The organism is Pseudomonas sp. CFBP 13710 (assembly GCF_014842235.1).
Lineage (GTDB): Bacteria > Pseudomonadota > Gammaproteobacteria > Pseudomonadales > Pseudomonadaceae > Aquipseudomonas > Aquipseudomonas baltica.
Genome location: NZ_JACYVJ010000001.1, coordinates 63,200 through 85,793, shown reverse-complemented (window position 1 = coordinate 85,793; position 22,594 = coordinate 63,200). Strand labels below are relative to the sequence as shown.

Genomic DNA, 22,594 nt, shown 5'->3' with positions numbered 1-22,594 from the left:
ACTAGTATCAGAATCGGATTCCTTCTACCCGCTTGCGTAAGGAATCCCATGTCTCGGCTTCGCGCTCCAGTGCTCGGCATTTGCCTGCTGCCTGTGCTTCTGACCGCCTGCGACGGCCAGCCCAGCACTGTCGACCCGCGCACGCAGCCACCTTTGGTGAGGGTGATCGAGGCCGGCCATGCAACGGATGTCGACCGCGCGTTTACCGGTGTGGTGGCAGCGCGCGTGCAAAGCGACCTGGGCTTTCGAGTGGGGGGCAAGGTCGTGGAGCGTTTCGTCGATGCTGGCCAGTCGGTCAGCCGCGGACAGCGGTTGATGCGACTCGACCCCGCCGACCTGGCACTGCAGTCCAACGCCCGCGAGCAAGCCGTGGCCGCTGCCCAGGCGCTGGCCACGCAGACTGCGAACGATGAGCGGCGCAATCGCCAGCTGGTTGCCAGCGGCGCCATTTCCGCTGCCAACTACGACCGCTTCAAGTCAGCGGCCGACACTGCCCGAGCCGATCTGGTAGCACTGCAGGCGCAGGCAGCCGTGGGCCGCAACGAAGCCAGCTACGCTACCCTGACCGCGGATTCCGACGGTGTGGTCGTGGCCACCCTGGCCGAACCAGGCCAGGTCGTGAGCGCCGGACAACCTGTGGTGAAGCTGGCCAAGGCAGGCCTGCGCGAAGCGGTCGTGCAACTGCCCGAAACCCTGCGGCCGGCGCCGGGCAGCACCGCCCAGGCCAGGCTGTTCGGCAGTTCCGGCAACAGCGTCAGCGCCACGCTGCGACAGCTGGCCGACGCTGCCGACCCGCTCACCCGCACCTTCGAAGCGCGCTATGTGCTGACCGGCGAACAGGCCAATGCCCCCCTGGGCTCGACCGTGACCCTTGCCATTGCCCCGACGCCTTCGCTAGCCGACGCCCTGAGCGTGCCCATGGCTGCCATTCACGACCCAGGCAACGGGCCAGGTGTGTGGATCGTCGCGGGCACGCCGGCGGTGATCGCATGGCGGGCAATCCAGGTCGTCGGCCTGGGAGATGACACCGCCACGGTGCGCGGCGTGCTTCCAGGTGAGCGGTTGGTTGCCCTGGGCCCGCACCTGCTTCATGAGGGCGAGGAAGTGCTGCTGGCGCCGCAGGACCTGCGCGTCCCGGCCGGGTCTCAGCCATGAGCGGCAGTCGGTTCAACCTGTCCGCCCTCGCCGTGCGCGAGCGGTCGGTGACGCTGTTCCTGATTTTCCTGATCGCCATCGTCGGCACCCTGTCGTTCTTCAAGCTGGGCCGCGCCGAGGATCCGCCGTTCACGGTAAAGCAGATGACCGTGATCACGGCCTGGCCCGGCGCGACCGCGCAGCAGATGCAGGACCTGGTGGCCGAGCCTCTGGAGAAGCGTCTGCAGGAGTTGAAATGGTACGAGCGCAGCGAAACCTACACCCGACCGGGCCTGGCCTTCACCCTCCTGTTTCTGCAGGACAAGACGCCGCCTGCTCAGGTCGAGGACGAGTTCTACCAGGCACGCAAAAAGCTCAGCGATGCGGCCAGTAGCCTGCCGGCCGGGGTGGTCGGCCCCATGGTCAACGATGAGTTCGCCGACGTCACCTTCGCCCTGTTCGCGCTCAAGGCGCAAGGCGAGCCGCAACGCCTGCTGGTGCGTGAAGCCGAATCACTGCGTCAGCGCCTGCTGCACGTACCCGGGGTGAAGAAGGTCAATATCATTGGCGAGCAGTCCGAGCGGATCTTCGTGTCCTTTTCCCATGAGCGCCTGGCGACGCTGGGCGTTTCGCCGCAGGACATCTTCGCCAGCCTGAACGGACAGAACAGGCTGACCGCCGCAGGCGCCATAGACACCAAAGGCCCTCAAGTCGTGGTACGACTCGACGGTGCCTTCGGCACGTTGGACGCCATTCGCGACACGCCTGTCGTCGCCGGCCAGCGCACGCTCAAGCTGGGCGATGTGGCCACGGTTGCGCGTGGCTACGAAGACCCGGCCACGTTCATGGTGCGCCATCAGGGTGAACCGGCGCTGCTTCTCGGCGTGGTCATGCGTGATGGCTGGAACGGTCTGGAGCTGGGCAAGGCGCTGGCCGGCGAGACGGCGCGGATCAGCTCCGGGATGCCACTGGGCATGACCTTCGCGCAGGTCACCGATCAGTCGGTGAACATCGGCTCGGCAGTGAACGAGTTCATGATCAAGTTCTTCGTCGCGCTGCTGGTGGTCATGGTGGTGTGCTTCGTGAGCATGGGCTGGCGCGTCGGCGTGGTGGTTGCGGCGGCGGTGCCGCTGACCCTGGCGATCGTGTTCGTGGTCATGGAAGCCACCGGCAAGCATTTCGACCGCATCACCCTGGGCTCGCTGATCCTGGCACTGGGGCTGCTGGTGGACGACGCAATCATCGCCATCGAGATGATGGTGGTGAAAATGGAGGAAGGCTACGACCGCATCAAGGCGTCGGCCTATGCCTGGAGCCACACCGCGGCGCCCATGCTGGCCGGCACCCTGGTGACCGCCGTCGGCTTCATGCCCAACGGCTTCGCCCAGTCCACGGCCGGCGAGTACACCAGCAACATGTTCTGGATCGTCGGCATCGCGCTGATCGCATCCTGGGTAGTGGCAGTGGTGTTCACCCCCTATCTAGGGGTGAAGCTGCTGCCGGCGATCAAGGCCGTCGAAGGCGGTCATGGGGCGATCTACGACACCCCTCACTACAACCGTTTTCGCCGGTTTCTGAATCAGGTCATTCGCTGGAAATGGCCGGTGGCAGGCTTGGTGCTCCTGTCTTTCGCCCTGGCGATCGTGGGCATGGCACAGGTCAAGAAGCAGTTCTTCCCCACCTCGGATCGGCCGGAAGTACTGATCGAAGTGCAGATGCCCTATGGCACGGCCATCGAGCAGACCAGCGCAGCCACCGCCAAGATCGAGGCCTGGCTGCGCCAGCAGGACGCGGCAAAGGTCGTGACTGCCTACATCGGCCAGGGCCCGCCGCGGTTCTATCTGGCGATGGCGCCCGAACTGCCGGACCCTTCGTTCGCCAAGATCGTCGTGCTGGCCGACAGCCAGGCGGCGCGCGAGGCCCTCAAGCTGAAGATCCGCGAGGCCGTGGCTCGGGGTCTGGCCCCCGAAGCGCGGGTGCGGGTGACCCAGTTGGTGTTCGGGCCCTACTCTCCCTACCCGGTGGCCTACCGCGTCATGGGGCCGGATCCGCAAGTGCTGCGTGAAATCGCCGGCAGGGTGCAGACGGTCATGCAGGGCAGCACGATGATGCGCACCGTCAACCTCGACTGGGGACCGCGGGTGCCCTCCCTGCATTTCGTTCTGGACCAGGATCGCCTGCAGGCTATGGACCTGAGTTCCGCTGCGGTTGCCGAGCAGCTGCAGTTCCTGTTGTCCGGAGTACCGATCACCGCCGTGCGCGAGGACATTCGTTCGGTGCAGGTGGTGGGCCGGGCTGCTGGGGAGATCCGCCTCGACCCGGCGAAAATCGGCGGCTTCACCCTCGTCGGCGGCAATGGCCAGCGCATCCCGCTGTCGCAGATAGGCGCTGTCGAGGTCCGCATGGAAGATCCGCTTCTGCGCCGCCGCGATCGGGTGCCTACCCTGACCGTACGCGGCGACATCGCCGAGCACCTGCAGCCGCCGGATGTCTCCAGCCAACTGACGAAAGCCCTGCAACCGATCATCGCCACGCTTCCCGACGGCTACCGCATCGAACAGGCAGGCTCCATCGAAGAATCGGCAAAGGCCACCGCGGCACTGGCGCCGCTGTTTCCGATCATGATCGCCATCACCCTGCTGATCATCATCCTGCAGACCCGCTCGATGTCAGCCATGACCATGGTGTTCCTCACCGCCCCATTGGGGCTGATCGGCGTGGTGCCTACACTGCTGCTGTTCAACCAGCCGTTCGGCATCAATGCCCTGGTCGGGCTGATCGCGCTGTCTGGCATTCTGATGCGCAACACGCTGATTCTGATCGGGCAGATCGACCTCAATGAGAAGAACGGCCTGGAGCCCTTCCACGCCGTGGTCGAAGCCACCGTGCAGCGCGCCCGGCCGGTGCTGCTGACGGCGCTGGCGGCGATCCTGGCGTTCATTCCACTGACCCATTCGGTGTTCTGGGGCACCTTGGCCTACACCCTCATAGGGGGCACGTTCGGCGGGACGGTGATGACCCTGATATTCCTCCCCGCGATGTATTCCATCTGGTTCCGCATTCGTCCGGATACCCGTTCAACACGTCATTCAATGACAGGCTTGGAGAAACACCCATGAACAATCGACAGGGTCAGAAACGTATCGTCGTCACCGGTACCGGGCTGGTGACGCCGCTGGGATGCGGCGTCTACGAGGTCTGGCGGCGGCTGTTGGCGGGTGCGTCGGGCATCAGCCCTTTGCCTGCGCACATCGGTGAAGGTACCGGGGTCGCCGTGGCCGGGCAGGTTCCCACGCTGGAGGCCGACCCGGTGGCAGGCTACGATGCGCAGGCGCTGATACCGGCCAAGGAGCGCAAGAAGATGGACCGCTTCATCGAGTTCGCCCTGGTCGCCGCGCATGAGGCGCTGTCCCAGGCCAGATGGCACCCCACCAGCGAAGCCCAGCAGCAGCGCACGGCAACCGTCATCGGCTCGGGCGTCGGCGGCTTCGGCGCGCTCGCCGGGGCCGTGCGCACGACCGACGAGCGCGGACCGCGACGGTTGTCACCGTTCACGGCGCCATCGTTCCTGGCCAACATGGCGGCCGGGCACGTGTCCATCAGCAATGGATTCAAAGGCCCCCTGGGTGCTCCGGTCACCGCGTGCGCCGCGGGCGTCCAGGCGATCGGCGATGCCGCACGGCTGATCCGCAGCGGTGAAGCCGACATTGCCATCTGTGGCGGAACCGAGGCGGCCATCGACCGCGTCACCCTGGGCTGTTTCGCCGCCGCGCGTGCGCTGTCCACGGGTTTCAACGACCGGCCGAGCGAGGCATCGCGGCCGTTCGACCAGGATCGCGACGGGTTCGTGATGTCCGAGGGTGCGGGCCTGCTGGTGATCGAATCGCTCGAACACGCGTTGGCCCGAGGCGCAACGCCGCTGGCGGAACTGGTTGGGTATGGCACCAGTGCCGACGCCTACCACCTGACGGCCGGCCCGGAAGATGGCAGCGGAGCCCGCCGAGCCATGGAACAGGCCCTGCGCCAGGGCGGCATCGACGCCCAGGATGTGCAGCACATCAATGCCCACGCGACGTCCACGCCAGTCGGCGACAAGGGTGAGCTGGCGGCCATTCGCGCCTTGTTCGGCACTCGGGCCGGCCTTGCCATCACCTCGACCAAGTCGGCCACCGGCCACCTGCTGGGCGCCGCTGGTGGGATCGAGGCCATCTTTACCGTGTTGGCCTTGCGCGATCAAATTGCACCGCCGACGCTGAACCTGCACACGCCGGACGAAGCGGCAGCCGGGCTCGATCTGGTCGGTCCGACTGCACGCAAGACAGCGATGACCTACGCCCTGTCCAACGGCTTCGGCTTCGGCGGCGTCAACGCCAGTGCATTGTTCCGGCGCTGGGAGGGCCGCTAGCCGTCTGCCCACCCAATCCCCTGAGCGGGCTCTGCCCGCGAAAAGGACGCTGCGGTGAATCAGGCAGACCGCAGTGCACCCTTCGCGGCCGATGACCGCTCCTACGGGGGGAGAAATACGCCAACCCATCGTAGGAGCGGTCCGTGGCCGCGAAAAGGACGCTGCGGTGAATCAGGCAGACCGCAGTGCGCCCTTCGCGGCCGGTGACCGCTCCTACGGGGGGAGAAATACGCCAACCCATCGTAGGAGCGGTCCGTGGCCGCGAAAAGGACGCTGCGGTGAATCAGGCAGACCGCAGTGCGCCCTTCGCGGCCGATGACCGCTCCTACGGGGGGAGAAATACGCCAACCCATCGTAGGAGCGGTCCGTGGCCGCGAAAAGGACGCTGCGGTGAATCAGGCAGACCGCAGTGCGCCCTTCGCGGTCGATGACCGCTCCTACAGGGGAAGAAATACACCAACCCATCGTAGGAGCGGTCCGTGGCCGCGAAAAGGCGCTGCGGTGAATCAGGCAGACCGCAGTGCGCCCTTCGCGGTCGATGACCGCTCCTACGGGGGAAGAAATACACCAACCCATCGTAGGAGCGGTCCGTGTCCGCGAAAAGGCGCTGCGGTGCATCTGGCCGACCGCGGCGCGCCCTTCGCGGGCAGAGACCCGCTCCCACAAGGGGGAGCGGCGCATTGATCTCACTGATGATCACTATCAAGCGCCGCGCCTCCCAGGCTGCGGCAACCCTCCCCTATAATCGCCGCCAATTCCCCCGCTCTTCACGCCTGCCCGCAGGCGCTACGCCCCTTTGGAACCGATGCCCATGCCCACCCCTCACTCGGCCGCCCCCGGCCTTTCCGAACGTACCCCGCAAAGCGTCAAGCAACAGTGGCTGGCGATCCTCTCGGTCGCCGTCGGCGCCTTCGCTCTGGTGACCAGCGAATTCCTGCCCGTGGGTGTGCTCAACGATGTTGCCAGCGACCTGGGCATCAGTGCCGGTCGCGCCGGCCTGATGGTCACCCTGCCAGGGATCATGGCAGCGCTTGCTGCGCCCTTGCTGTCGGTGGGCATCGGTGCGATGGACCGTCGCTACCTGCTGACCGGCCTGACGCTGATCATGATCATCGCCAACACCATCGTGGCCTTCGCCAGCGATTTCAACGTCCTGCTGATCGGCCGCGTGTTGCTGGGCGTCAGCATCGGCGGCTTCTGGGCCACGGCCATCGCCTTGAGCGGTCGACTGGCGCCCAAGGGCGTCGGCGTGGCCAAGGCAACGTCGATCATCATGATGGGCGTGACCCTGGCCACGGTACTGGGCGTGCCCGTAGGCACCTGGCTCAGTGGCCTGATGGGCTGGCGCATGACCTTCCTGGTCACCGCGCTGGTGGGCGTGCCGGTACTGCTGGCGCAGATCTTCCTGCTGCCGCCGCTGTACCCGGACCGGGCCATTCGGGTCAGGGACCTGCCTGCCCTGTTCACCAATGCACAGGCGCGGGTTGGCTTGATCGCCGTATTGCTGATCGGCCTGGCGCACTTCGCCGCGTACACCTACGTGGCACCGTTCTTCAAGCAGAGTGCCGGCTTCGATGGGTCCACCATCGGCTCGCTGTTGCTGCTCTACGGCATGGCCGGCGTGCTGGGCAATGTATTCGCCGGCTTCGCCGCCAATCGCAGCGTGCGCAATACGTTGTTGCTGGTGGCCCTGATGATCGGCACCAGCACCGCACTGTTCCCCCATTTCGCCACTGGTATCACCGGGGCCGCCATGCTGATAGCCCTGTGGGGCTTCGCTTTCGGGGCTTTCCCGGCCTGCGCCAGCATCTGGATGTTCGTGGTCGCGCCCAAGGATGTGGAGCGCGGCATGCCCCTGTTCGTTGCGCTGTTTCAGGTGATCATTGCCCTGGGGTCGTTCTTCGGCGGGCAGATCGTCGATCGGTTGGGCAGCTCGGTGCTGTTGAGCCTGGCCACGGCACTGGTTGGCGCAGGGTTCGCCACGGTGTTGGTGTTGGGCCGCAATGTCAGCAACAACGTGGTGGCTCAACCCGCCTGAGCCCGACTGCGCCGACCGCTGCCGGCAGGTCGTCGGCGCAGCAGCGCGCTTCGCAAAAAAAGTTGAACTGCTTTTCCAGCCGTTCGCCTAATGATCAGCTTGTGAATATTCCCACAGGCACTGTGTCAATATCGGCACTTTCCCCAGAGGTGGTCAACGTGGCTAAAGACGAGAAGAAAACCAAAAGCGATGCTTCGAAAGCCAGCAAGGAAATGAAGGACAAAAAGTCGTCACCGGAAAAGAAATCCGCCGCAGCCTCAGCGCTTTCGAAGTCCTCCGACAAGGACAAGAAAGACAAGAAGAAAGACGCCGAGCCGATGAAAACTGCCAAGAAAGCCGACAGCAAGCCTGAAAAGGCCAAGAAGTCTGACAAGGTCGAAAAAGCAGAAAAGCCTGCGAAGAAGAAAAAGTGATATCCGTTGTCTGCTAGGGCCTTGCGCCCTAGCGTCCCACCCCTCGATAGCCCTGTTCCCCCGCCAAACCTCACTTGCCTCGACGGCCAAGGCTTTATGCCAGGCTCATGCGCGCGTCTGATTCACCACCACTACGGTCAACCAGGGCATTCGATAGATCCTCACCGGCTGGGTGCGGGCGAGCATGTCGAGCATGCCGGAAATGTCGTCGAGGTTGAACACGCCACTCACTGCCGTGGTCGGCAGGCTGCCTGCGATCACCAGCGAGCCAGGCAGATAGCGTTCAATGTCCGCGAACACCTCGGCCAACGGCTGGCGGTTGAAGATCAACTTGCCGCGCTGCCAGGCCGACGCGCTGCCCAGGTCCAGAGCGCCGGTGGGCGACGGCGCCGTTCCCGCAACGTATTCAAGACGCTGGGCGGCCTTCAGGGGAACCACCGCCCCACCAGACGAAACCTTCACTTCACCCTCCGTCACCCCGACACGCACCTGTTCACCCTGCCGATCGACATCGAAGCGGGTGCCCACGGCCTGTACGCTGCCGCCCGACGCCTGCACCACGAAAGGACGCGAGGCGTCCTTGCTCACCTGGAACAGCGCTTCACCCTTGATCAGGCTGATCTCGCGCCGCGACGAGGAATAGCGAACCGATAAAGCCGAGCCGCTGTTCAACCACACCTGGCTGCCATCTTCGAGGGTCAGCGCCCGTAGCTCGCCGACCGCCGTGGCATAGTCGGCGAAATACACCTTGGCCGGCTCGCTCAACCCGGTCAGGGCCAGGGCGCCCACCCCGGCTGCCAGCGCCGCCCAGCGCAGCGGCCTGCGCGTGACCCTGGCGGGCACAACGAAGCGCTGCGCGACGCAAGTCTGGGGAAGTGCCTGCCAGATCCGCTCGGCCAGGCGTGCCGCTGCCTCGTGGTCCGCGCTCTGTCCGCGCCAGCGGGCAAAGGCGCTGCGATCCGCCTCGCTGGCTCGGCCCGATGTCAGGTGCACCCACTGCTCGATGGCCTGGTCCTCCAGGTCGACGGCAGAAGCACTCGGATGGGTGGGCTCGGTCATGATAATGGGCTCGCGGTCGTTGCCGCATAGACGTCAGTACCGTGCATTCTAAGGGCACTCCGACTGACGAAGCCAATCGCGACAATGACGCATGGCGTGCACCATGTACTTGCCTACCGAGCTTTCCGACACCCCGAGGCGTGTGGCGATCTCTGCGTGGGTAAGGCCTTCGAGGCGACTGAGCAGCAACGCCAGACGGGCATTGCTGGGCAGGCGCTGCAGGGCCTTGTCGAGTTGCTCGATGGCTTCGGCGGCAAGAAAGGAGCGTTCCGGCGAGGCCATGGGATCACAGGGTTCCTCGTCGGGCTCATCGACCTGCAGCGCGCAATAGCGCCGTTCCTGGCGCAGGCGGTCGATGGCCAGATTGCCGGCCACGCGGAAGACGAAAGCGCGGGGTTCGAGGATCTGCGCCGTGTCGGCCAGGCCAGCCAGGCGCACGTAGGTGTCCTGCGCCACGTCGGCAGCCTTTTCCACATTCCCCAAGCGCCGCGCCAGAAAGGCCAACAGGTCGGCATAGTGCTCCTGAAAGACCATCAGCAAAGGGTTGGAGTTGGGTGACACGGACATGCGCACGGCCCAGGCGATCGAGGCGCGCATCCTATCCCACTTGAGAACGGCTATCATCAGATTGGCAGATGATAATGAAAATATTTTCAATCTGGATGGCAAGGTCGGGTCACCTCGTTCGTCGTTGGAGTGAGAAGCAAGATTCTCGGGCATTACGCCTCCATTGGCTTACGGACGTTTTCAGATGCAGGCACGTTTTCCTTCGTTCACTCCCGCTACCGGTCGCACCCTGAGCCTGGCATTGATGCTGGCCATGACGGCGGGCCTGCCACTGCTTGCGCCTTCGGCACAGGGGGCAGAAGCGACCACCGTCCTGAACCTGCAATCGGCAGAGCAGTCGCTGGATCAGGCGCTGACCCGACTGGCAGACCAGGCCAACGTGCGCCTGATCTTCAACTCCTCGGATGTGGCCAACCTGCGCGCACCGGCCCTGAAAGGCCGATACACCCTCGACCAGGCCCTGCAGACGCTGCTGCGCGGCAGCGGCTTCGGCTGGCAGATGCTCGATGCACGCACCCTGGTGCTGCAGAAGCTGCCCGCGCGCGACGATCCCGCCATGGCTCTGGGCGCCACCACCGTCAATGCCATGAACGATCTGGGCAGCAGCACCGACGGCACGGGCTCGTATACCACTGGTAGCAGCAGCACCGCCGCGAAACTCAACCTGAGCCTCAAGGACACCCCGCAGACCGTCAGCGTGGTGACCCGGCAGCTGATGGACGACAAGAAGCTCACCAGTCTGGACAAGGTGCTGGAACAAACCCCGGGCATCACGTTCCAGTACCGAAACTTCGGCGGGCATGTGTACACCTCCCGCGGTTTCTCGCTGCTGGCGGAAAGCTTTCTGGTGGACGGTGTGCCTGGCCAGGGCTATCAGATCACCGGGTGGATGAAGCCCGACACTGCCATCTACGACCGGGTCGAAGTGCTGCGCGGCGCGGCGGGCCTGCTGGTGGGCGCAGGCGAGCCCGGCGGCGCGGTGAACCTGGTGCGCAAGCGGCCGACCGCCGAACCGCGACTGACGGTACAGGCCAGCGCCGGTTCCTGGGACCGCTACCGCATGGACCTGGACGCCAGCGGCAAGCTCAACGAAACCGGCAGCGTGCGCGGCCGACTGGTCACGGCCTACGAAGACAACGGTTCCTACCTCGATGAACGCAACACCCGCACGCCGCTGGTGTATGGCATCGTCGAAGCCGATATCGACCCGGACACCACCGTGAGCCTGAGCCTGCGCCACCAGGAAAACGTCATCAACGGCTATTCGATCTACGGCCTGCCGCGCTACAGCAACGGCAACGCCCTGGACATCTCCCGCTCCACTTCGCTGGTGCAGGATTGGAACCGTCACCAGAGCGAGATGAGCGAAGCGTTCGCGGAAATCGAGCACCGCTTCAACGAACGCTGGTCGAGCACCACCTCGGTGACCGTTTCCGAAGGCAGCTTCGATCAACAGATTGCCTATGCGCGACGCACCATCAGCCCGGTGACCAATACCGGTTCGGTGTTTCAGGCCGCACTGTTTCGCCAGGACAAGGTCACCAGCACCGGGGTGGACAGCCATGTCAGCGGCAATTTCGATGCCTTCGGCCTGACCCATGACGTCACCGTGGGCGGCACCTGGTCGCGCCAGGAGGCCAACACCCAGCAGGCCACCGCCAGCCTGGGCAACCGGCCACTGAACATTTTCAATGTCGACCACCATGCCATCGCCAAGCCTGCCAGGCCGGCATGGAGCACCGATATCGACATGACCGAGGAGCGCGCGGGCCTGTACGCCAACTCACGGCTGCGCCTGAGCGAACCGCTGAGCCTGGTCCTGGGTGGTCGCACCAGCTGGTACGACTACACCTACGACATCAAGCGCGGCGCCGCCCTGCCCTACGAGTCCAAGGTGACACGCAAGGTCACCCCCTACGCTGGTGTGATCTACGACATCAGCGACGACTGGGCGTGGTATGCCAGCTATGCGGAAATCTTCAACGCCCAAGGCAACTACGTCGATACCAGCGGTACGCCGCTTGCACCCTCCGAAGGCGACAACTACGAAACCGGCATCAAGGGCGCGCTGTTCGATGACCGCCTGAACCTGTCGATGGCGCTGTTCTACATCAAGCAGACCAACGTCGCTCTGGTCGACCTGGCCAATACCAACTGCACCAGCAACGACTCCGAGGGCACCTGCTACGTCAACGGCACCATCAAGCGCAGCAAGGGCGTCGACCTGGAAGCCAGCGGCGAGATCCTGCCAGGCTGGCAGGTGTTCGGTGGCTACACCTTCAACCTGCTGCGCAACAACACCGAAGACGTCGAGGTGGCCTACGAGACGCCCAAGCACATGCTGCGCCTGCAGACCAGCTACAACCCGCCCGGTGCCTGGGACCGGCTGACAGTCGGAGGTGGCGTGTCGGCGCAGTCCTACTACAAGGCCTCGTCGACCACCGGGCTGGACTTTGGCAGCCAGGGTTATGCGATCTGGGATGCGCGCGTGGCCTGGAAGCTGGACGAGCACTGGAAGGTGCAACTCAACGCCGAGAACCTGTTCGACAAGCGTTACTACACCACTGCGGTAGCGGTCGACCGCTCGAACGTGTTCGGCGAGCCGCGCAGCTACATGCTGACCCTGCGAGGCGATTTCTGATCGCGTCGACCTCGGGATCAGTGCGCTGAACGGCTCCCTGCGCCGCTCCCTGGGCTGGCTGCACACCTGGTGCGGCCTGGTCTGCGGCTGGCTGCTGTGCGTGATCTTCCTGACCGGCTCGTTGAGCGTGTTCCGCGAACCCATCACCCGCTGGATGGAGGCGCAGCCGATCGCCCCGCTCGACGCCGGGGAGCCGCTGGATCAAAGTTCTGCTGCCTGGCAAGCGCAGCGCTACCTGGATACACACGGCGCCGGTGCGCGGCTGTGGCGGGTGCAGCTGCCGACCTATGCGGGCGAGGCCGTGCACCTGCTGTGGCGCGACGCAAGCGGCACCCGGCAGATCGCTCTCGACCCTGCGAGTGGTACACCGGTGATGTCGCAAGCACTGCGCAAGACCGAAGGCGGCCGGCATTTCATGTCGTTCCACTACATGCTGCAACTGCCGGTGCTGGGCTTCTGGATCGTCGGCGCGCTGACCGTCGGTTTTCTGGTTGCACTGGTATCGGGGGTCGTGATTCACCGACGCATCTTCGCCGACTTCTTCACCTTCCGACCAGGCCGCGGGCCGCGTGCCTGGCTCGATGCACACAACGCCGCGGCCGTGCTGACGTTGCCGTTCCAGTTGATGATCGCCTACACAGGCCTGTGCATCTTCGCCAGCAGCTACATGCCGTGGCCGGTGCACGCCTTGTACGGCTCGAATGACGGTGCCCATGCACGCTTCAGCGCCGACCTGGCGCCACAGGCTCCGGCTGTGCGCAACACTGCGCCGCTCGACACCCGGGCTCCTGCGTGGGAGCAACTGCTTGAACAGTCCCGCGGACTGACCGGGCAGCCAGCGCAGATGCTGTTGGTGGACAAGCCCGGTAGCGCGAGCGCCAGCGTACGCGTCATCGGTCGTGCCGACCCCGGCCAGCCGTCGTCCCATCTGTTCACGCCCCAGGCCAGCGTGCTGTTCGACGCGGCCAGTGGCGACGTGCTGCAAGTCAGGCTGCCTGACCCGGACAGCGTGTCCATGGGCGCACGCATCGAAGGCGTGATGCGTTCCCTGCATTTTGCCGATTTCGGCAGTTGGGCATTGAGATGGGTGTACTTCGCCAGCGGCCTGCTGGGCACGCTGATGATGGTCGCCGGCACGCTGCTGTTCTCGATCAAGCGGCGGATCAAGGGGCAGCACGAATTCGGTGCTGCGACCCAACGCTTCTATCACTGTGTCGAAGCGCTCAACGTGGCGTGCAGTGCGGGCATTGGCGTGGCGTGCTGTGCCTACTTCTATGCCAACCGGCTGCTGCCACTGCAGATGCAGGATCGGGCCAACTGGGAAATACGCTGTTTCCTGCTGATCTGGCTGGCGACCCTGCTGCACGCATTGTGTCGGCCGCGCAACCGCGCATGGGCCGAACAGCTCGGCTTGGGGGCGCTGCTGTGCCTGTGCCTGCCGCTGCTCAATCACTGGACCACGGGGCAGAACCTGTGGCGCTACGCTGCCGCCGGCGACTGGCAGCGCGCAAGCGTGGAAGCGGTAGCGCTGGGTTGCGGCGCGCTGCTGGCAGGAGTGCTGATGAAGCTGCGACGGCGTCATCAGCGGCAGCGCCTGATGCCTTAGCCAGATCAAAGCCGCTTCAGCCCGCCGCAAAACTGTATACCATATGCACTCAATCCCTCGAATGACCCAGCATCGTGGCCCAGACCAAACTCAACGCGCCGGACCTCGGCAATTCTCCCTCGACCTCGGAGATCATCACCCGGCACCTTCGCGACGCGATCGTTGCCGGGCATTTTGCCGAGGACGAACCGATCCGTCAGGACGACATCGCCCGCCAGTTCAATGTCAGCAAGATCCCCGTTCGCGAAGCGCTCAAGCGTCTCGAAGCCGAGGGTCTGGTCATGTTCCAGCGCAATCGCGGGGCGATGGTCACGCGCCTGTCGGAGTCGGAGCTGGCGCAGATGTTCGAAGTGCGCATGCTGCTCGAAGACAAGGTGCTGCGCCTGGCCATTCCGAACATGACCGAGGCCACTTTTACCCGCGCCGAGAGCATCTGCCGCGAGTTCATCGGTGAAACCGACGTGGGCCGCTGGGCCGAGCTGAATTGGGCGCTGCACGCCTGCCTCTACGAGCCCGCGCAACGGCCGTTCCTGGTGGGGATGATTCGTTCGGTCAACGACAAGCTGGAGCGTTACCTGCGCATGCAGATGAGCCTGTCGGCCGGCAAAGATCGCGCCGATCACGAGCACCGGGAGATTCTCCAGGCCTGCCGCGAGCGCAACGCGGAGCTGGCCGTGCGCCTGCTCGACGAACACATCGCCGGCGTCTGCCAGACCCTGTTCGAGCATCTGCCAAGCGCCCGCTGAACCCTGGCACTGTGCCGAATTCGTCATTGTCACGGGCTAAATAGCTCAAGCCGCAAAGGGCTATCTGCGCCATTCTCAGGGTCACTTTACCGACCCGACGAGTGGCCCCATGACCCGCATCCAAGTGATCGACTCGCACACCGGTGGTGAACCCACCCGCCTGGTGATCGACGGTTTTCCCGAGCTGGGCACCGGCAGCATGGCCGAGCGCAAGCAATTGCTCGCCGAGCGGCATGATGCCTGGCGCGCCGCCTGTGTACTGGAGCCGCGGGGCAGCGATGTGCTGGTAGGCGCACTGCTGTGCACGCCGGTAGACCCGAACGCCTGCGCCGGGGTGATTTTCTTCAACAACACCGGCTACCTGGGCATGTGCGGCCACGGCACCATCGGCTTGATCGCCTCGCTGGCCCACCTGGGCCGAATCGGGCCGGGCGTGCACGCCGTCGAGACGCCGGTCGGCACCGTCCAGGCCACGCTGCACGAGGACGGTTCGGTGAGCGTGCGCAATGTGCCGGCCTATCGTTACCGCAAGGACGTCGCCCTGCAGGTGCCGGGCATCGGTTCGGTCACCGGCGACATCGCCTGGGGCGGCAACTGGTTTTTCCTGGTCGCCGAGCATGGCCTGGCGGTCAGCGGCGACAACCTCGACGCCCTGACGGCCTACACCGTCGCCGTGCAGCAAGCGCTGGAGGACCAAGGCATACGCGGCGAGGACGGCGGGCTGATCGACCACATCGAGTTGTTCGCCGAAGACCAACGGGCCGACAGCCGCAACTTCGTGCTGTGCCCCGGCAAAGCCTACGATCGCTCGCCTTGCGGAACCGGGACCAGCGCCAAGCTGGCGTGCCTGGCCGCCGACGGCAAACTGCAGCCCGGGCAGATCTGGCGTCAGGCCAGCGTCATCGGCAGCGAGTTCGAGGGTTCATATGAAGCCATGGAACACGGCAGCGACGGGCCCGTTGTGCCGACCATTCGCGGCCGGGCCTACATCAGCGCCGAAGCCACACTGATCCTGCAGGCCGACGATCCCTTCGCCTGGGGTATCCGCTTGTGAACCCCACGGCCGTGGCCGACGCCATCGTCATCGGCGCAGGCATCGTCGGCGCTGCCTGCGCCCAGGCCCTGGCCAAGCGCGGGCTGAGCGTACGGGTGCTGGACGCCGGCACGCCGGGTGCCACGGCCGCCGGCATGGGCCACCTGCTGGTGCTCGACGACAACGCGGCGGAACTGGCCTTGAGCCAATATTCGCTGCAGCGCTGGCGCGACATCGCCGGGTCGTTGCCCAACGGTTGCGCCTACCGCAGCAACGGCACCCTGTGGCTGGCCGCCAACGATGAGGAAATGGCCGCTGCCGAGCACAAGTTCGAGGTGTTGCGCGAGCATGGCGAGGCCTGCGAAATCCTCGCTGGCAACGCCCTGCGCGAGCGCGAACCGTTGCTTCGCGAAGGGCTGGAGGGTGGTCTGTTGATCAAGGGGGACGGCATTGTGTATGCGCCGGCGGCCGCCCAGTGGATGCTCGACCATCCGTTGATCCGCCAGCAACGCGCTAAGGTCACCGAGGTAGACGGCAACCGTGTGCGTCTGGCCGACGGCCAATGGCTCAGTGCTGGCATGGTGCTGTTGGCCAACGGCATCCAGGCCACCGAGCTGTGCCCCGAGCTGCCGATCCAGGCCAAGAAAGGCCATCTGGCGATCACCGACCGCTACCCCGCGCAGATCACTCACACGCTGGTGGAACTGGGCTATGTCACCAGCGCCCACAACGCCAGTGGGCCGTCCACGGCCTGCAACATCCAGCCGCGCCCGACCGGACAACTGTTCATCGGCGCCTCGCGGCAATTCAACACCACGGATCCCGACGTCGAAGGCTGGATGCTCGCCAAGATGCTCCGGCGCGCGGCAGAGTACGTGCCTGCGCTGAACACGCTGAATGTGATTCGTGCCTGGACCGGTTTTCGCGCCGCCAGCCCGGATGGCTTGCCCCTGGTGGGCGAGCATCCCCAGCGTCCGGGCCTGTGGCTGGCGGTGGGTCATGAAGGCCTGGGGGTGACCACTGCGCCGGCGACCGCCGATTTGCTGGTGGCGCAACTGTTCGACGAATCACTGCCGCTGGCGGCAACGCCCTACCTGCCGCAACGTTTTCTTGGAGGGTCCAGCCATGCTTGAGTTGACGGTCGATGGACGCACGCTGCAGGTGGCGGTCGGCACCAGCGTCGCTGCGGCACTGGCGATGGCCGGTGATGGCTGCACGCGCACCTCGGTCAGCGGCCAACGGCGCGCGCCGCTGTGCGGCATGGGTATCTGCCAGGAATGCCGTGTGACCATCGACGGCGCGCGGCGCCTGGCGTGCCAGACGTCCTGCCGCGACGGCATGCAGGTACGGAGCCTGCCATGATCGAGCACGTCGATATTCTCATCATCGGTGCCGGGCCGGCCGGCATCCATGCGGCGCTGGCAGCGGTACCCAGCGGCCTGCGCATCGTGTTGCTGGACGACAATCCGTTGCCCGGCGGGCAGATCTGGCGTGATGGCCCGCAGGCCTCGCTGCCCACCCAGGCCACACGGCTGCGCGAGCGCCTGCAGGCGTGTGCCAACGTGCAGATCCAAGGTTCCACTCGAGTGATCGCCCGGCCGGCGCCCCATCAGTTACTGGTGGAGAGCGACCAGCGCGGCTGGATCATCGGCTATGCAAAGCTGATTCTGTGCACCGGTGCCCGCGAGTTGCTGCTGCCCTTCCCCGGCTGGACGCTGCCTGGCGTGACCGGTGCCGGTGGCCTGCAAGCGTTGATCAAGGGCGGCCTGCCCGTTGCGGGCGAACGCGTGGTGGTTGCCGGCAGCGGCCCGCTGCTGCTGGCCAGCGCGCACAGTGCAACGAAGAACGGCGCACGGATCCTGCGCATCGCCGAGCAGGCCAGCACTCGCGCCGTGGCAGGATTTGCCACGCAGCTGCCACGCTGGCCCCATAAATGGCTGCAGTCGTTGCAACTGTTTTCGCCCGCCTATCGCACCGGCAGCCATGTGCTGGCCGCTCTGGGTGACGACCGCCTGGAAGGCGTACGACTGATGCAACAGGGCCGAATCAGGGAACTGCCCTGTGACCGGCTGGCCTGCGGCTTCGGCCTGGTGCCCAACACGCAGCTGGGCGAGGCCTTGGGCTGTGCGCTGCAGGACCGGGCCATCGCCGTCGATGCCTGGCAGGCGAGCAGCCTGGCGGACCATTTTGCCGCAGGCGAATGCACCGGCTTCGGCGGCAGCGAGCTGGCCTCGGTGGAAGGCAGCATCGCCGGACACGCCGCCGCTGGCGACCAGGCGGCGGCGCAGCGGCTTTGGCCGCAGCGGGCCCGTTGGCAAGGCTTCGCCGCCGTGCTGAACCGGGCATTTGCCCTCGATCCTGCGCTCGCTGCCCTGTGCGCGCCGGACACCCTGGTCTGCCGCTGCGAAGACGTGCCGTTTGCAGCGCTTGCCGCCCATTGCGATTGGCGCGAGGCCAAACTCGCCACCCGCTGCGGCATGGGCGCTTGCCAGGGGCGGGTATGCGGCGCCGCCACCGCGCACCTGTTCGGCTGGCAACCCTCGGCACCGCGACCGCCCTTCAGCCCGGCACGGATCGAGACCCTGCTGCGCCTCGACGGCCACCCGCCCGCCTGAACCCCGCCCTGCTAAACACAGTGTCCGGGCTTTGCGCAGCAGCCCGGCAGCACTATCCTGCAGGAGTCACTTCCGGACCTCGACCCCATGCTCGCCGCATTCCTCAGCGCCAGCCCGTGCCAACTACCGAACCTGCTGGGCAGCCTGCAACCCCTGGCCCCCTTGCTCGACGCCTTGGCCGACGTGGTGTTTTTCATCAAGGACGACGCCGCCCGCTATGCCTTCGTCAATGCCACCCTGGCCAAGCGTTGCGGCTTCAAGACCAGTCAGCAGCTGCTGGGCTTGACCGCCGAGCAAGTGTTCCCGGCACGCTTTGGCACGCTGTACACCGAACAGGACCGCAAGGTCCTTGGCAGCGGCCGCGAATTGGCCAATCAGCTGGAGCTGCACCTCTATTATGGCAACCAGCCCGTGTGGTGCCTGACCCACAAGATCGCCTTGCACGATGAACAGGGTCGGATCATCGGCCTGGCCGGCATTTCCCGCGACCTGCAGTTGCCTCAGTCGAGCCACCCGGCCTTCGCGAAACTGGCGGCGGTCGATGCGCACATCCGCACCCATTTTCATCGTCCGATCAGCCTCGCGGAGCTGACCGCCATTGCCGGGCTGTCGGTTGCGCAACTGGAGCGTCACTGCAAGCGGATCTTCCACCTGACCCCGCGCCAGCTGATTCACAAGGCGCGCCTCGAGGAGGCCTCACGCCTGCTGCGCGACGAAGACCTGCCCATCACCGATGTCGCCCTGCGCTGTGGCTACACCGACCACAGTGCGTTCAGCCGGCAGTTCCGCGCGCTGACGCACCTTTCGCCAAGCCTGTACCGCGAAAGCCATCGCTGATGTTCCGTTAGCGGGCAATCATTGGGGCGGTGCTCCCTTATGTAACACCCCACGGCGTCATACCCGACTCTTCCACCATCGCCGATCCATGATGAATACGCCCTGATTCAGGGGCTTACGACGACAGCGCGAGCACGAACGAAAACAGGCACGTCTGTTGCATTTGAAATATCGTATACGAAATTCTCAATGACAGTTCCAGTGCCCACCCAACTCCGAGGCCTCCATGAAAACTCCCGCCTTCGCCGTAGCCCTAACCGCTGTGCTCAGTACTACTTTCATGGCGACCGCCCAGGCCGACAAGCTGGACGACATCATTGGTTCCGGCAAGCTGCGCTGTGCGGTGACCCTGGACTTCCCGCCCATGGGCATGCGCGACAGCGCCAACAAGCCTGCGGGGTTCGACGTCGACTACTGCAACGACCTGGCGAAGGTGTTGGGCGTCGATGCCGAAGTCATCGAGACGCCGTTTCCAGACCGGATTCCGGCACTCATCTCGGGCCGTGCCGACGTAATCGTGGCCTCCACCTCCGACACCCTGGAACGGGCCAAGACCGTCGGCCTCAGCGTGCCCTACTTCGCCTTCCAGATGGTCGTGCTGACCCGCGACGACACCGGCGTCAACAGCTTCGACGACCTCAAGGGCAAGGCAGTGGGCAACACCAGCGGCACCTACGAGGCCATCGCGCTGGAAAAGGACGTGAAGGGCTGGGGCAGCGGCAGCTTCCGCGCGTATCAGTCGCAGAACGACACCATTCTGGCCGTCGCCCAAGGCCATATCCAGGCCACCGTGGTCACCAATACCGTGGCCGCCGCCACTCTGAAATCCGGCAAATACAAGAACCTCAAGGTCGCCGGCAATGCGCCCTACGTGATCGACTACGTTTCCCTGGGCGCCAAGCGCACCGAATACGGTCTGCTCAACTACCTCAACCTGTTCGTCAACCAGCAGGTGCGCAGCGGTCGCTACAACGAGTTGTTCGTCAAATGGGTCGGCACCGACATTGCGCCCGCCAACCTCACCGTACCCAACGTCTACTACTGAGGTGACGACCATGCCACGCAGCGTCGGTGGACGCAGCCTGATGGACGGCAGCGCACAAGGCGCCCTGTTGTTTGCCGACACTGGCCTGAGTTTCTGGGGCGGGGTCGACCCCAGCAGTGGCGAGGTGATCGACCGTCATCACCCGCTCAGTGGTCAGCGGGTGGCGGGCCGGGTCCTGGCGATTCCCGGCAGTCGCGGGTCCTGCACGGGCAGCAGCGTCATGATGGAACTGATCAGCAACGGCCACGCGCCGGCAGCGCTGGTACTGGCCGAAGCCGATGAAATCCTCAGCTTGGGCGTGCTGGTGGCACAGCACTTCTTCGCCCGCTCGCTGCCGGTGCTGTGTATCGGCCAGGAAGCCTTCGATACGCTGCGCGGCGTGGCATGGGCTCGGTTGGATGGGGCAACGCTCGGTCTCTACAGCCAGACGCCGGCGGACGACTGGCAGCCGCAGCCAGGCGTCGGCCAGCCGGAGCCGTTCGATGACGGCTTTGCACTCGACAGCCGGGACCATGAGTTGCTCGCAGGCAGCCACGGCAAGGCGGCGCAGGTGGCGATGCAGATCGTCCTGCGCATGGCCCGTCTACAGGGCGCGCGGGAACTGGTCGATATCACTCAGGCGCACATCGACGGCTGCATCTACACCGGCCCTGCCAGCCTGCGGTTTGCCGAACAACTGGTGCAATGGGGCGCACGGGTGCGGGTGCCCACTACCCTGAACGCCATCTCGGTGGACCAGCGGCGCTGGCGAGCACTGGGCATCGATCCGGCCCTCGGCGAGCCTGCCAGCGCGTTGGGCGACGCGTACACGGCCATGGGTGCGCGCGCAAGTTTCACCTGCGCGCCCTATCTGCTCGACACTGCACCGGCGCTCGGCGAGCAAGTGGTGTGGGCCGAGTCCAACGCGGTGGTATACGCCAACAGCGTGCTCGGTGCGCGCACGCTCAAATACCCGGACTACCTGGACATCTGCATTGCATTGACTGGCCGCGCGCCCCTGATCGGCTGCCATCTCCAGGAGCAACGTCGGGCCCAACTGCTGATCGACGTACCCGCGTTGAAAGAACTGGATGACAGCTTCTACCCGCTGCTCGGCTATCACGTCGGGACCCGGTGCGGCAGCCGCATTCCATTGATCAGCGGCCTGCAGCACCTCAGGCCCAGCCTGGACGACCTCAAGGCATTCGGCGCCGCGTTCGCCACCACCAGCGCTGCACCCATGTTTCATATCGCCGGCGTCACTCCGGAAGCCCTGAACCCGGCGCACTCGAGTGACTCGCCGGAGACGCTGCCGCGCGTCTCGATTTCCCTGCAAGACCTGTACGCCAGCTGGATGGAACTCAACAGCGCCCGGGACACGCAGGTAAGGTTGGTGTCCCTGGGCAACCCGCACTTCTCCCTGACCGAATTCGCCCGCCTGGCCGAGCTCTGCCGCGGCCTGCGCAGGCACCCGGACGTGGTACTGGCCATCACCTGTGGCCGAGCGGTGCTGGAACAGGCACGGGCGGCGGGTCATGTGGCCGTGCTCGAGGCCTTCGGCGCCACGCTGATCACCGACACCTGTTGGTGCATGCTGGGCGAACCGGTCATTCCCGTGGGTGTGCGCAGCCTGATGACCAACTCGGGCAAGTACGCCCACTACGCGCCCGGCCTGGTCGGGCGCAGCGTTCATTTCGCCAGCCTCGGCACCTGTGTCGACAGCGCGTGCAGCGGCGCCACCAGCGCTCGACCGCCCGCCTGGCTGGCCACCTGTGCAGCGGAGGGCGCGGAGCATGTTTGACTACACCTTCCAATGGCGGGCTGCGTGGCGCGCCCTGCCCGACATGCTGCAAGGCGCGTGGGTGACGTTCGAAACCGCGGCGCTGTCGATGATTTTCGGCGTGCTCATTGCCCTGCTTCTGACCGTGATGCGTGCAGGCTCCGAACGGACGTTCCGCGGCCGGGCGCTGCGCGGCATCGGCGACGGCTGGGTGTCGATTGCGCGCAACACCCCGTCGCTGTTCCAGATCTACATCCTGTACTTCGGCCTCGGCTCGCTGGGCCTGCACGTCAGCTCCTGGCTGGCACTGCTGGCCGGCATCACCTTCAACAACGCCGGCTACCTGGCGGAAAATTTCCGCGGCGGTCTCAAGGCGGTGCCGGACACCCAGATGCGCGCCGCGCGCTCGCTGGGCATGAGTGCCTTCCAGGCCTACCGCATGATCATCGTTCCGCAACTGTTGCGCGTGGTGTTCTACCCGCTGAGCAACCAGATGGTCTGGGCGGTGCTGATGACGTCCCTGGGTGTGGTGGTCGGGCTCAACGACGACCTCACCGGCGTCACCCAGGACTACAACGTGAAGACCTTCCGCACCTTCGAATATTTCGCGATGGCCGCGGTGCTCTATTACCTGATCGCCAAGCTGATCGTCGGCCTCGCCCGGCTGTTGAGCTGGCGTCTGTTTCGCTACTGAGG

Annotated in this window: 18 protein-coding genes; 16 read left to right on the top strand and 2 right to left on the bottom strand. The window is 65.4% G+C overall.

The annotated features are described in order from the left end of the window. Positions 1–48: 48 nt before the first annotated feature. The 5 genes from IFT44_RS00430 to IFT44_RS00410 all read left to right on the top strand — a co-directional run bounded on the left by IFT44_RS00430 (position 49) and on the right by IFT44_RS00410 (position 7,990). Positions 49–1,155, top strand: a complete 1,107-nt coding sequence (locus IFT44_RS00430; protein ID WP_192175216.1) for an efflux RND transporter periplasmic adaptor subunit — start codon at positions 49–51, stop codon at positions 1,153–1,155. Then, positions 1,152–4,253, top strand: coding sequence for an efflux RND transporter permease subunit (locus IFT44_RS00425; protein ID WP_192175215.1), 3,102 nt, complete (start codon positions 1,152–1,154; stop codon positions 4,251–4,253). The genes IFT44_RS00430 and IFT44_RS00425 overlap by 4 nt, the downstream gene beginning before the upstream one ends. Further along, positions 4,250–5,539: a beta-ketoacyl-ACP synthase II gene (fabF, locus tag IFT44_RS00420; protein ID WP_192175214.1), complete on the top strand. Its 1,290-nt coding sequence runs from the start codon at positions 4,250–4,252 to the stop codon at positions 5,537–5,539. The genes IFT44_RS00425 and fabF overlap by 4 nt, the downstream gene beginning before the upstream one ends. Before the next feature lie 811 nt (positions 5,540–6,350). Next, positions 6,351–7,577 (top strand): MFS transporter, encoded by a 1,227-nt coding sequence (locus tag IFT44_RS00415; RefSeq protein ID WP_122478575.1) that lies wholly within the window; start codon positions 6,351–6,353, stop codon positions 7,575–7,577. A gap of 149 nt (positions 7,578–7,726) precedes the next feature. After that, entirely contained in the window at positions 7,727–7,990 is a 264-nt protein-coding gene (locus tag IFT44_RS00410) for a hypothetical protein (RefSeq protein ID WP_192175492.1), read from the top strand. A 105-nt stretch (positions 7,991–8,095) separates the two neighbouring features. Here the strand turns inward: IFT44_RS00410 and IFT44_RS00405 are convergent, their stop codons facing one another. Beyond that, entirely contained in the window at positions 8,096–9,049 is a 954-nt protein-coding gene (locus tag IFT44_RS00405) for a FecR family protein (RefSeq protein ID WP_192175213.1), read from the bottom strand. Between the two features lie 48 nt (positions 9,050–9,097). Then, complete coding sequence (locus IFT44_RS00400; protein ID WP_244646842.1) at positions 9,098–9,646, bottom strand: sigma-70 family RNA polymerase sigma factor; 549 nt, start codon at positions 9,644–9,646, stop codon at positions 9,098–9,100. Positions 9,647–9,800: 154 nt separating this feature from the next. Between IFT44_RS00400 and IFT44_RS00395 the strand changes: the two genes are divergently transcribed. The 11 genes from IFT44_RS00395 to IFT44_RS00345 all read left to right on the top strand — a co-directional run bounded on the left by IFT44_RS00395 (position 9,801) and on the right by IFT44_RS00345 (position 22,592). Further along, positions 9,801–12,257, top strand: a complete 2,457-nt coding sequence (locus IFT44_RS00395; RefSeq protein WP_244652061.1) for a TonB-dependent siderophore receptor — start codon at positions 9,801–9,803, stop codon at positions 12,255–12,257. Beyond that, positions 12,250–13,863 carry a PepSY-associated TM helix domain-containing protein gene (locus IFT44_RS00390; protein WP_342214256.1) on the top strand — a complete coding sequence of 538 codons (1,614 nt, stop codon included), beginning with the start codon at positions 12,250–12,252 and terminating at the stop codon, positions 13,861–13,863. The genes IFT44_RS00395 and IFT44_RS00390 overlap by 8 nt, the downstream gene beginning before the upstream one ends. A 74-nt stretch (positions 13,864–13,937) precedes the next feature. Further along, positions 13,938–14,609, top strand: coding sequence for an FCD domain-containing protein (locus tag IFT44_RS00385; protein ID WP_192175212.1), 672 nt, complete (start codon positions 13,938–13,940; stop codon positions 14,607–14,609). A gap of 109 nt (positions 14,610–14,718) precedes the next feature. After that, positions 14,719–15,663: a 4-hydroxyproline epimerase gene (locus tag IFT44_RS00380; RefSeq protein WP_192175211.1), complete on the top strand. Its 945-nt coding sequence runs from the start codon at positions 14,719–14,721 to the stop codon at positions 15,661–15,663. After that, a complete protein-coding gene (locus tag IFT44_RS00375; protein WP_192136616.1) occupies positions 15,660–16,775 on the top strand; it encodes an FAD-dependent oxidoreductase in 1,116 nt (371 codons plus the stop codon). Before IFT44_RS00380 ends, IFT44_RS00375 begins: the two co-directional genes overlap by 4 nt. Then, a complete protein-coding gene (locus IFT44_RS00370) occupies positions 16,768–17,004 on the top strand; it encodes a (2Fe-2S)-binding protein (protein WP_192047320.1) in 237 nt (78 codons plus the stop codon). The genes IFT44_RS00375 and IFT44_RS00370 overlap by 8 nt, the downstream gene beginning before the upstream one ends. Then, positions 17,001–18,257 carry an NAD(P)/FAD-dependent oxidoreductase gene (locus tag IFT44_RS00365; protein ID WP_192175210.1) on the top strand — a complete coding sequence of 419 codons (1,257 nt, stop codon included), beginning with the start codon at positions 17,001–17,003 and terminating at the stop codon, positions 18,255–18,257. The genes IFT44_RS00370 and IFT44_RS00365 overlap by 4 nt, the downstream gene beginning before the upstream one ends. Positions 18,258–18,344: 87 nt before the next feature. Continuing rightward, positions 18,345–19,094 carry an AraC family transcriptional regulator gene (locus IFT44_RS00360; protein WP_122478590.1) on the top strand — a complete coding sequence of 250 codons (750 nt, stop codon included), beginning with the start codon at positions 18,345–18,347 and terminating at the stop codon, positions 19,092–19,094. 226 nt (positions 19,095–19,320) lie between these two features. Continuing rightward, on the top strand, positions 19,321–20,139 hold the full coding sequence (locus tag IFT44_RS00355) for an ABC transporter substrate-binding protein (protein WP_192102228.1): 819 nt from the start codon (positions 19,321–19,323) through the stop codon (positions 20,137–20,139). Between the two features lie 10 nt (positions 20,140–20,149). Then, a complete protein-coding gene (lhpI, locus tag IFT44_RS00350; protein WP_192175209.1) occupies positions 20,150–21,919 on the top strand; it encodes a cis-3-hydroxy-L-proline dehydratase in 1,770 nt (589 codons plus the stop codon). Beyond that, positions 21,912–22,592 carry an amino acid ABC transporter permease gene (locus IFT44_RS00345; RefSeq protein WP_122712866.1) on the top strand — a complete coding sequence of 227 codons (681 nt, stop codon included), beginning with the start codon at positions 21,912–21,914 and terminating at the stop codon, positions 22,590–22,592. Before lhpI ends, IFT44_RS00345 begins: the two co-directional genes overlap by 8 nt. Positions 22,593–22,594: the final 2 nt, after the last annotated feature.

What these genes read in the sequence shown, in the direction of transcription:
- IFT44_RS00430 (WP_192175216.1), top strand. Translation starts at nt 49, where the DNA reads ATGTCTCGGCTTCGCGCTCCAGTGCTCGGCATTTGCCTGCTGCCTGTG.
- IFT44_RS00425 (WP_192175215.1), top strand. Translation starts at nt 1,152, where the DNA reads ATGAGCGGCAGTCGGTTCAACCTGTCCGCCCTCGCCGTGCGCGAGCGG.
- fabF (WP_192175214.1), top strand. Translation starts at nt 4,250, where the DNA reads ATGAACAATCGACAGGGTCAGAAACGTATCGTCGTCACCGGTACCGGG.
- IFT44_RS00415 (WP_122478575.1), top strand. Translation starts at nt 6,351, where the DNA reads ATGCCCACCCCTCACTCGGCCGCCCCCGGCCTTTCCGAACGTACCCCG.
- IFT44_RS00405 (WP_192175213.1), bottom strand. Translation starts at nt 9,049, where the DNA reads ATGACCGAGCCCACCCATCCGAGTGCTTCTGCCGTCGACCTGGAGGAC.
- IFT44_RS00400 (WP_244646842.1), bottom strand. Translation starts at nt 9,646, where the DNA reads ATGCGCGCCTCGATCGCCTGGGCCGTGCGCATGTCCGTGTCACCCAAC.
- IFT44_RS00395 (WP_244652061.1), top strand. Translation starts at nt 9,801, where the DNA reads ATGCAGGCACGTTTTCCTTCGTTCACTCCCGCTACCGGTCGCACCCTG.
- IFT44_RS00380 (WP_192175211.1), top strand. Translation starts at nt 14,719, where the DNA reads ATGACCCGCATCCAAGTGATCGACTCGCACACCGGTGGTGAACCCACC.
- IFT44_RS00370 (WP_192047320.1), top strand. Translation starts at nt 16,768, where the DNA reads ATGCTTGAGTTGACGGTCGATGGACGCACGCTGCAGGTGGCGGTCGGC.
- IFT44_RS00365 (WP_192175210.1), top strand. Translation starts at nt 17,001, where the DNA reads ATGATCGAGCACGTCGATATTCTCATCATCGGTGCCGGGCCGGCCGGC.
- IFT44_RS00360 (WP_122478590.1), top strand. Translation starts at nt 18,345, where the DNA reads ATGCTCGCCGCATTCCTCAGCGCCAGCCCGTGCCAACTACCGAACCTG.
- IFT44_RS00355 (WP_192102228.1), top strand. Translation starts at nt 19,321, where the DNA reads ATGAAAACTCCCGCCTTCGCCGTAGCCCTAACCGCTGTGCTCAGTACT.
- lhpI (WP_192175209.1), top strand. Translation starts at nt 20,150, where the DNA reads ATGCCACGCAGCGTCGGTGGACGCAGCCTGATGGACGGCAGCGCACAA.
- IFT44_RS00345 (WP_122712866.1), top strand. Translation starts at nt 21,912, where the DNA reads ATGTTTGACTACACCTTCCAATGGCGGGCTGCGTGGCGCGCCCTGCCC.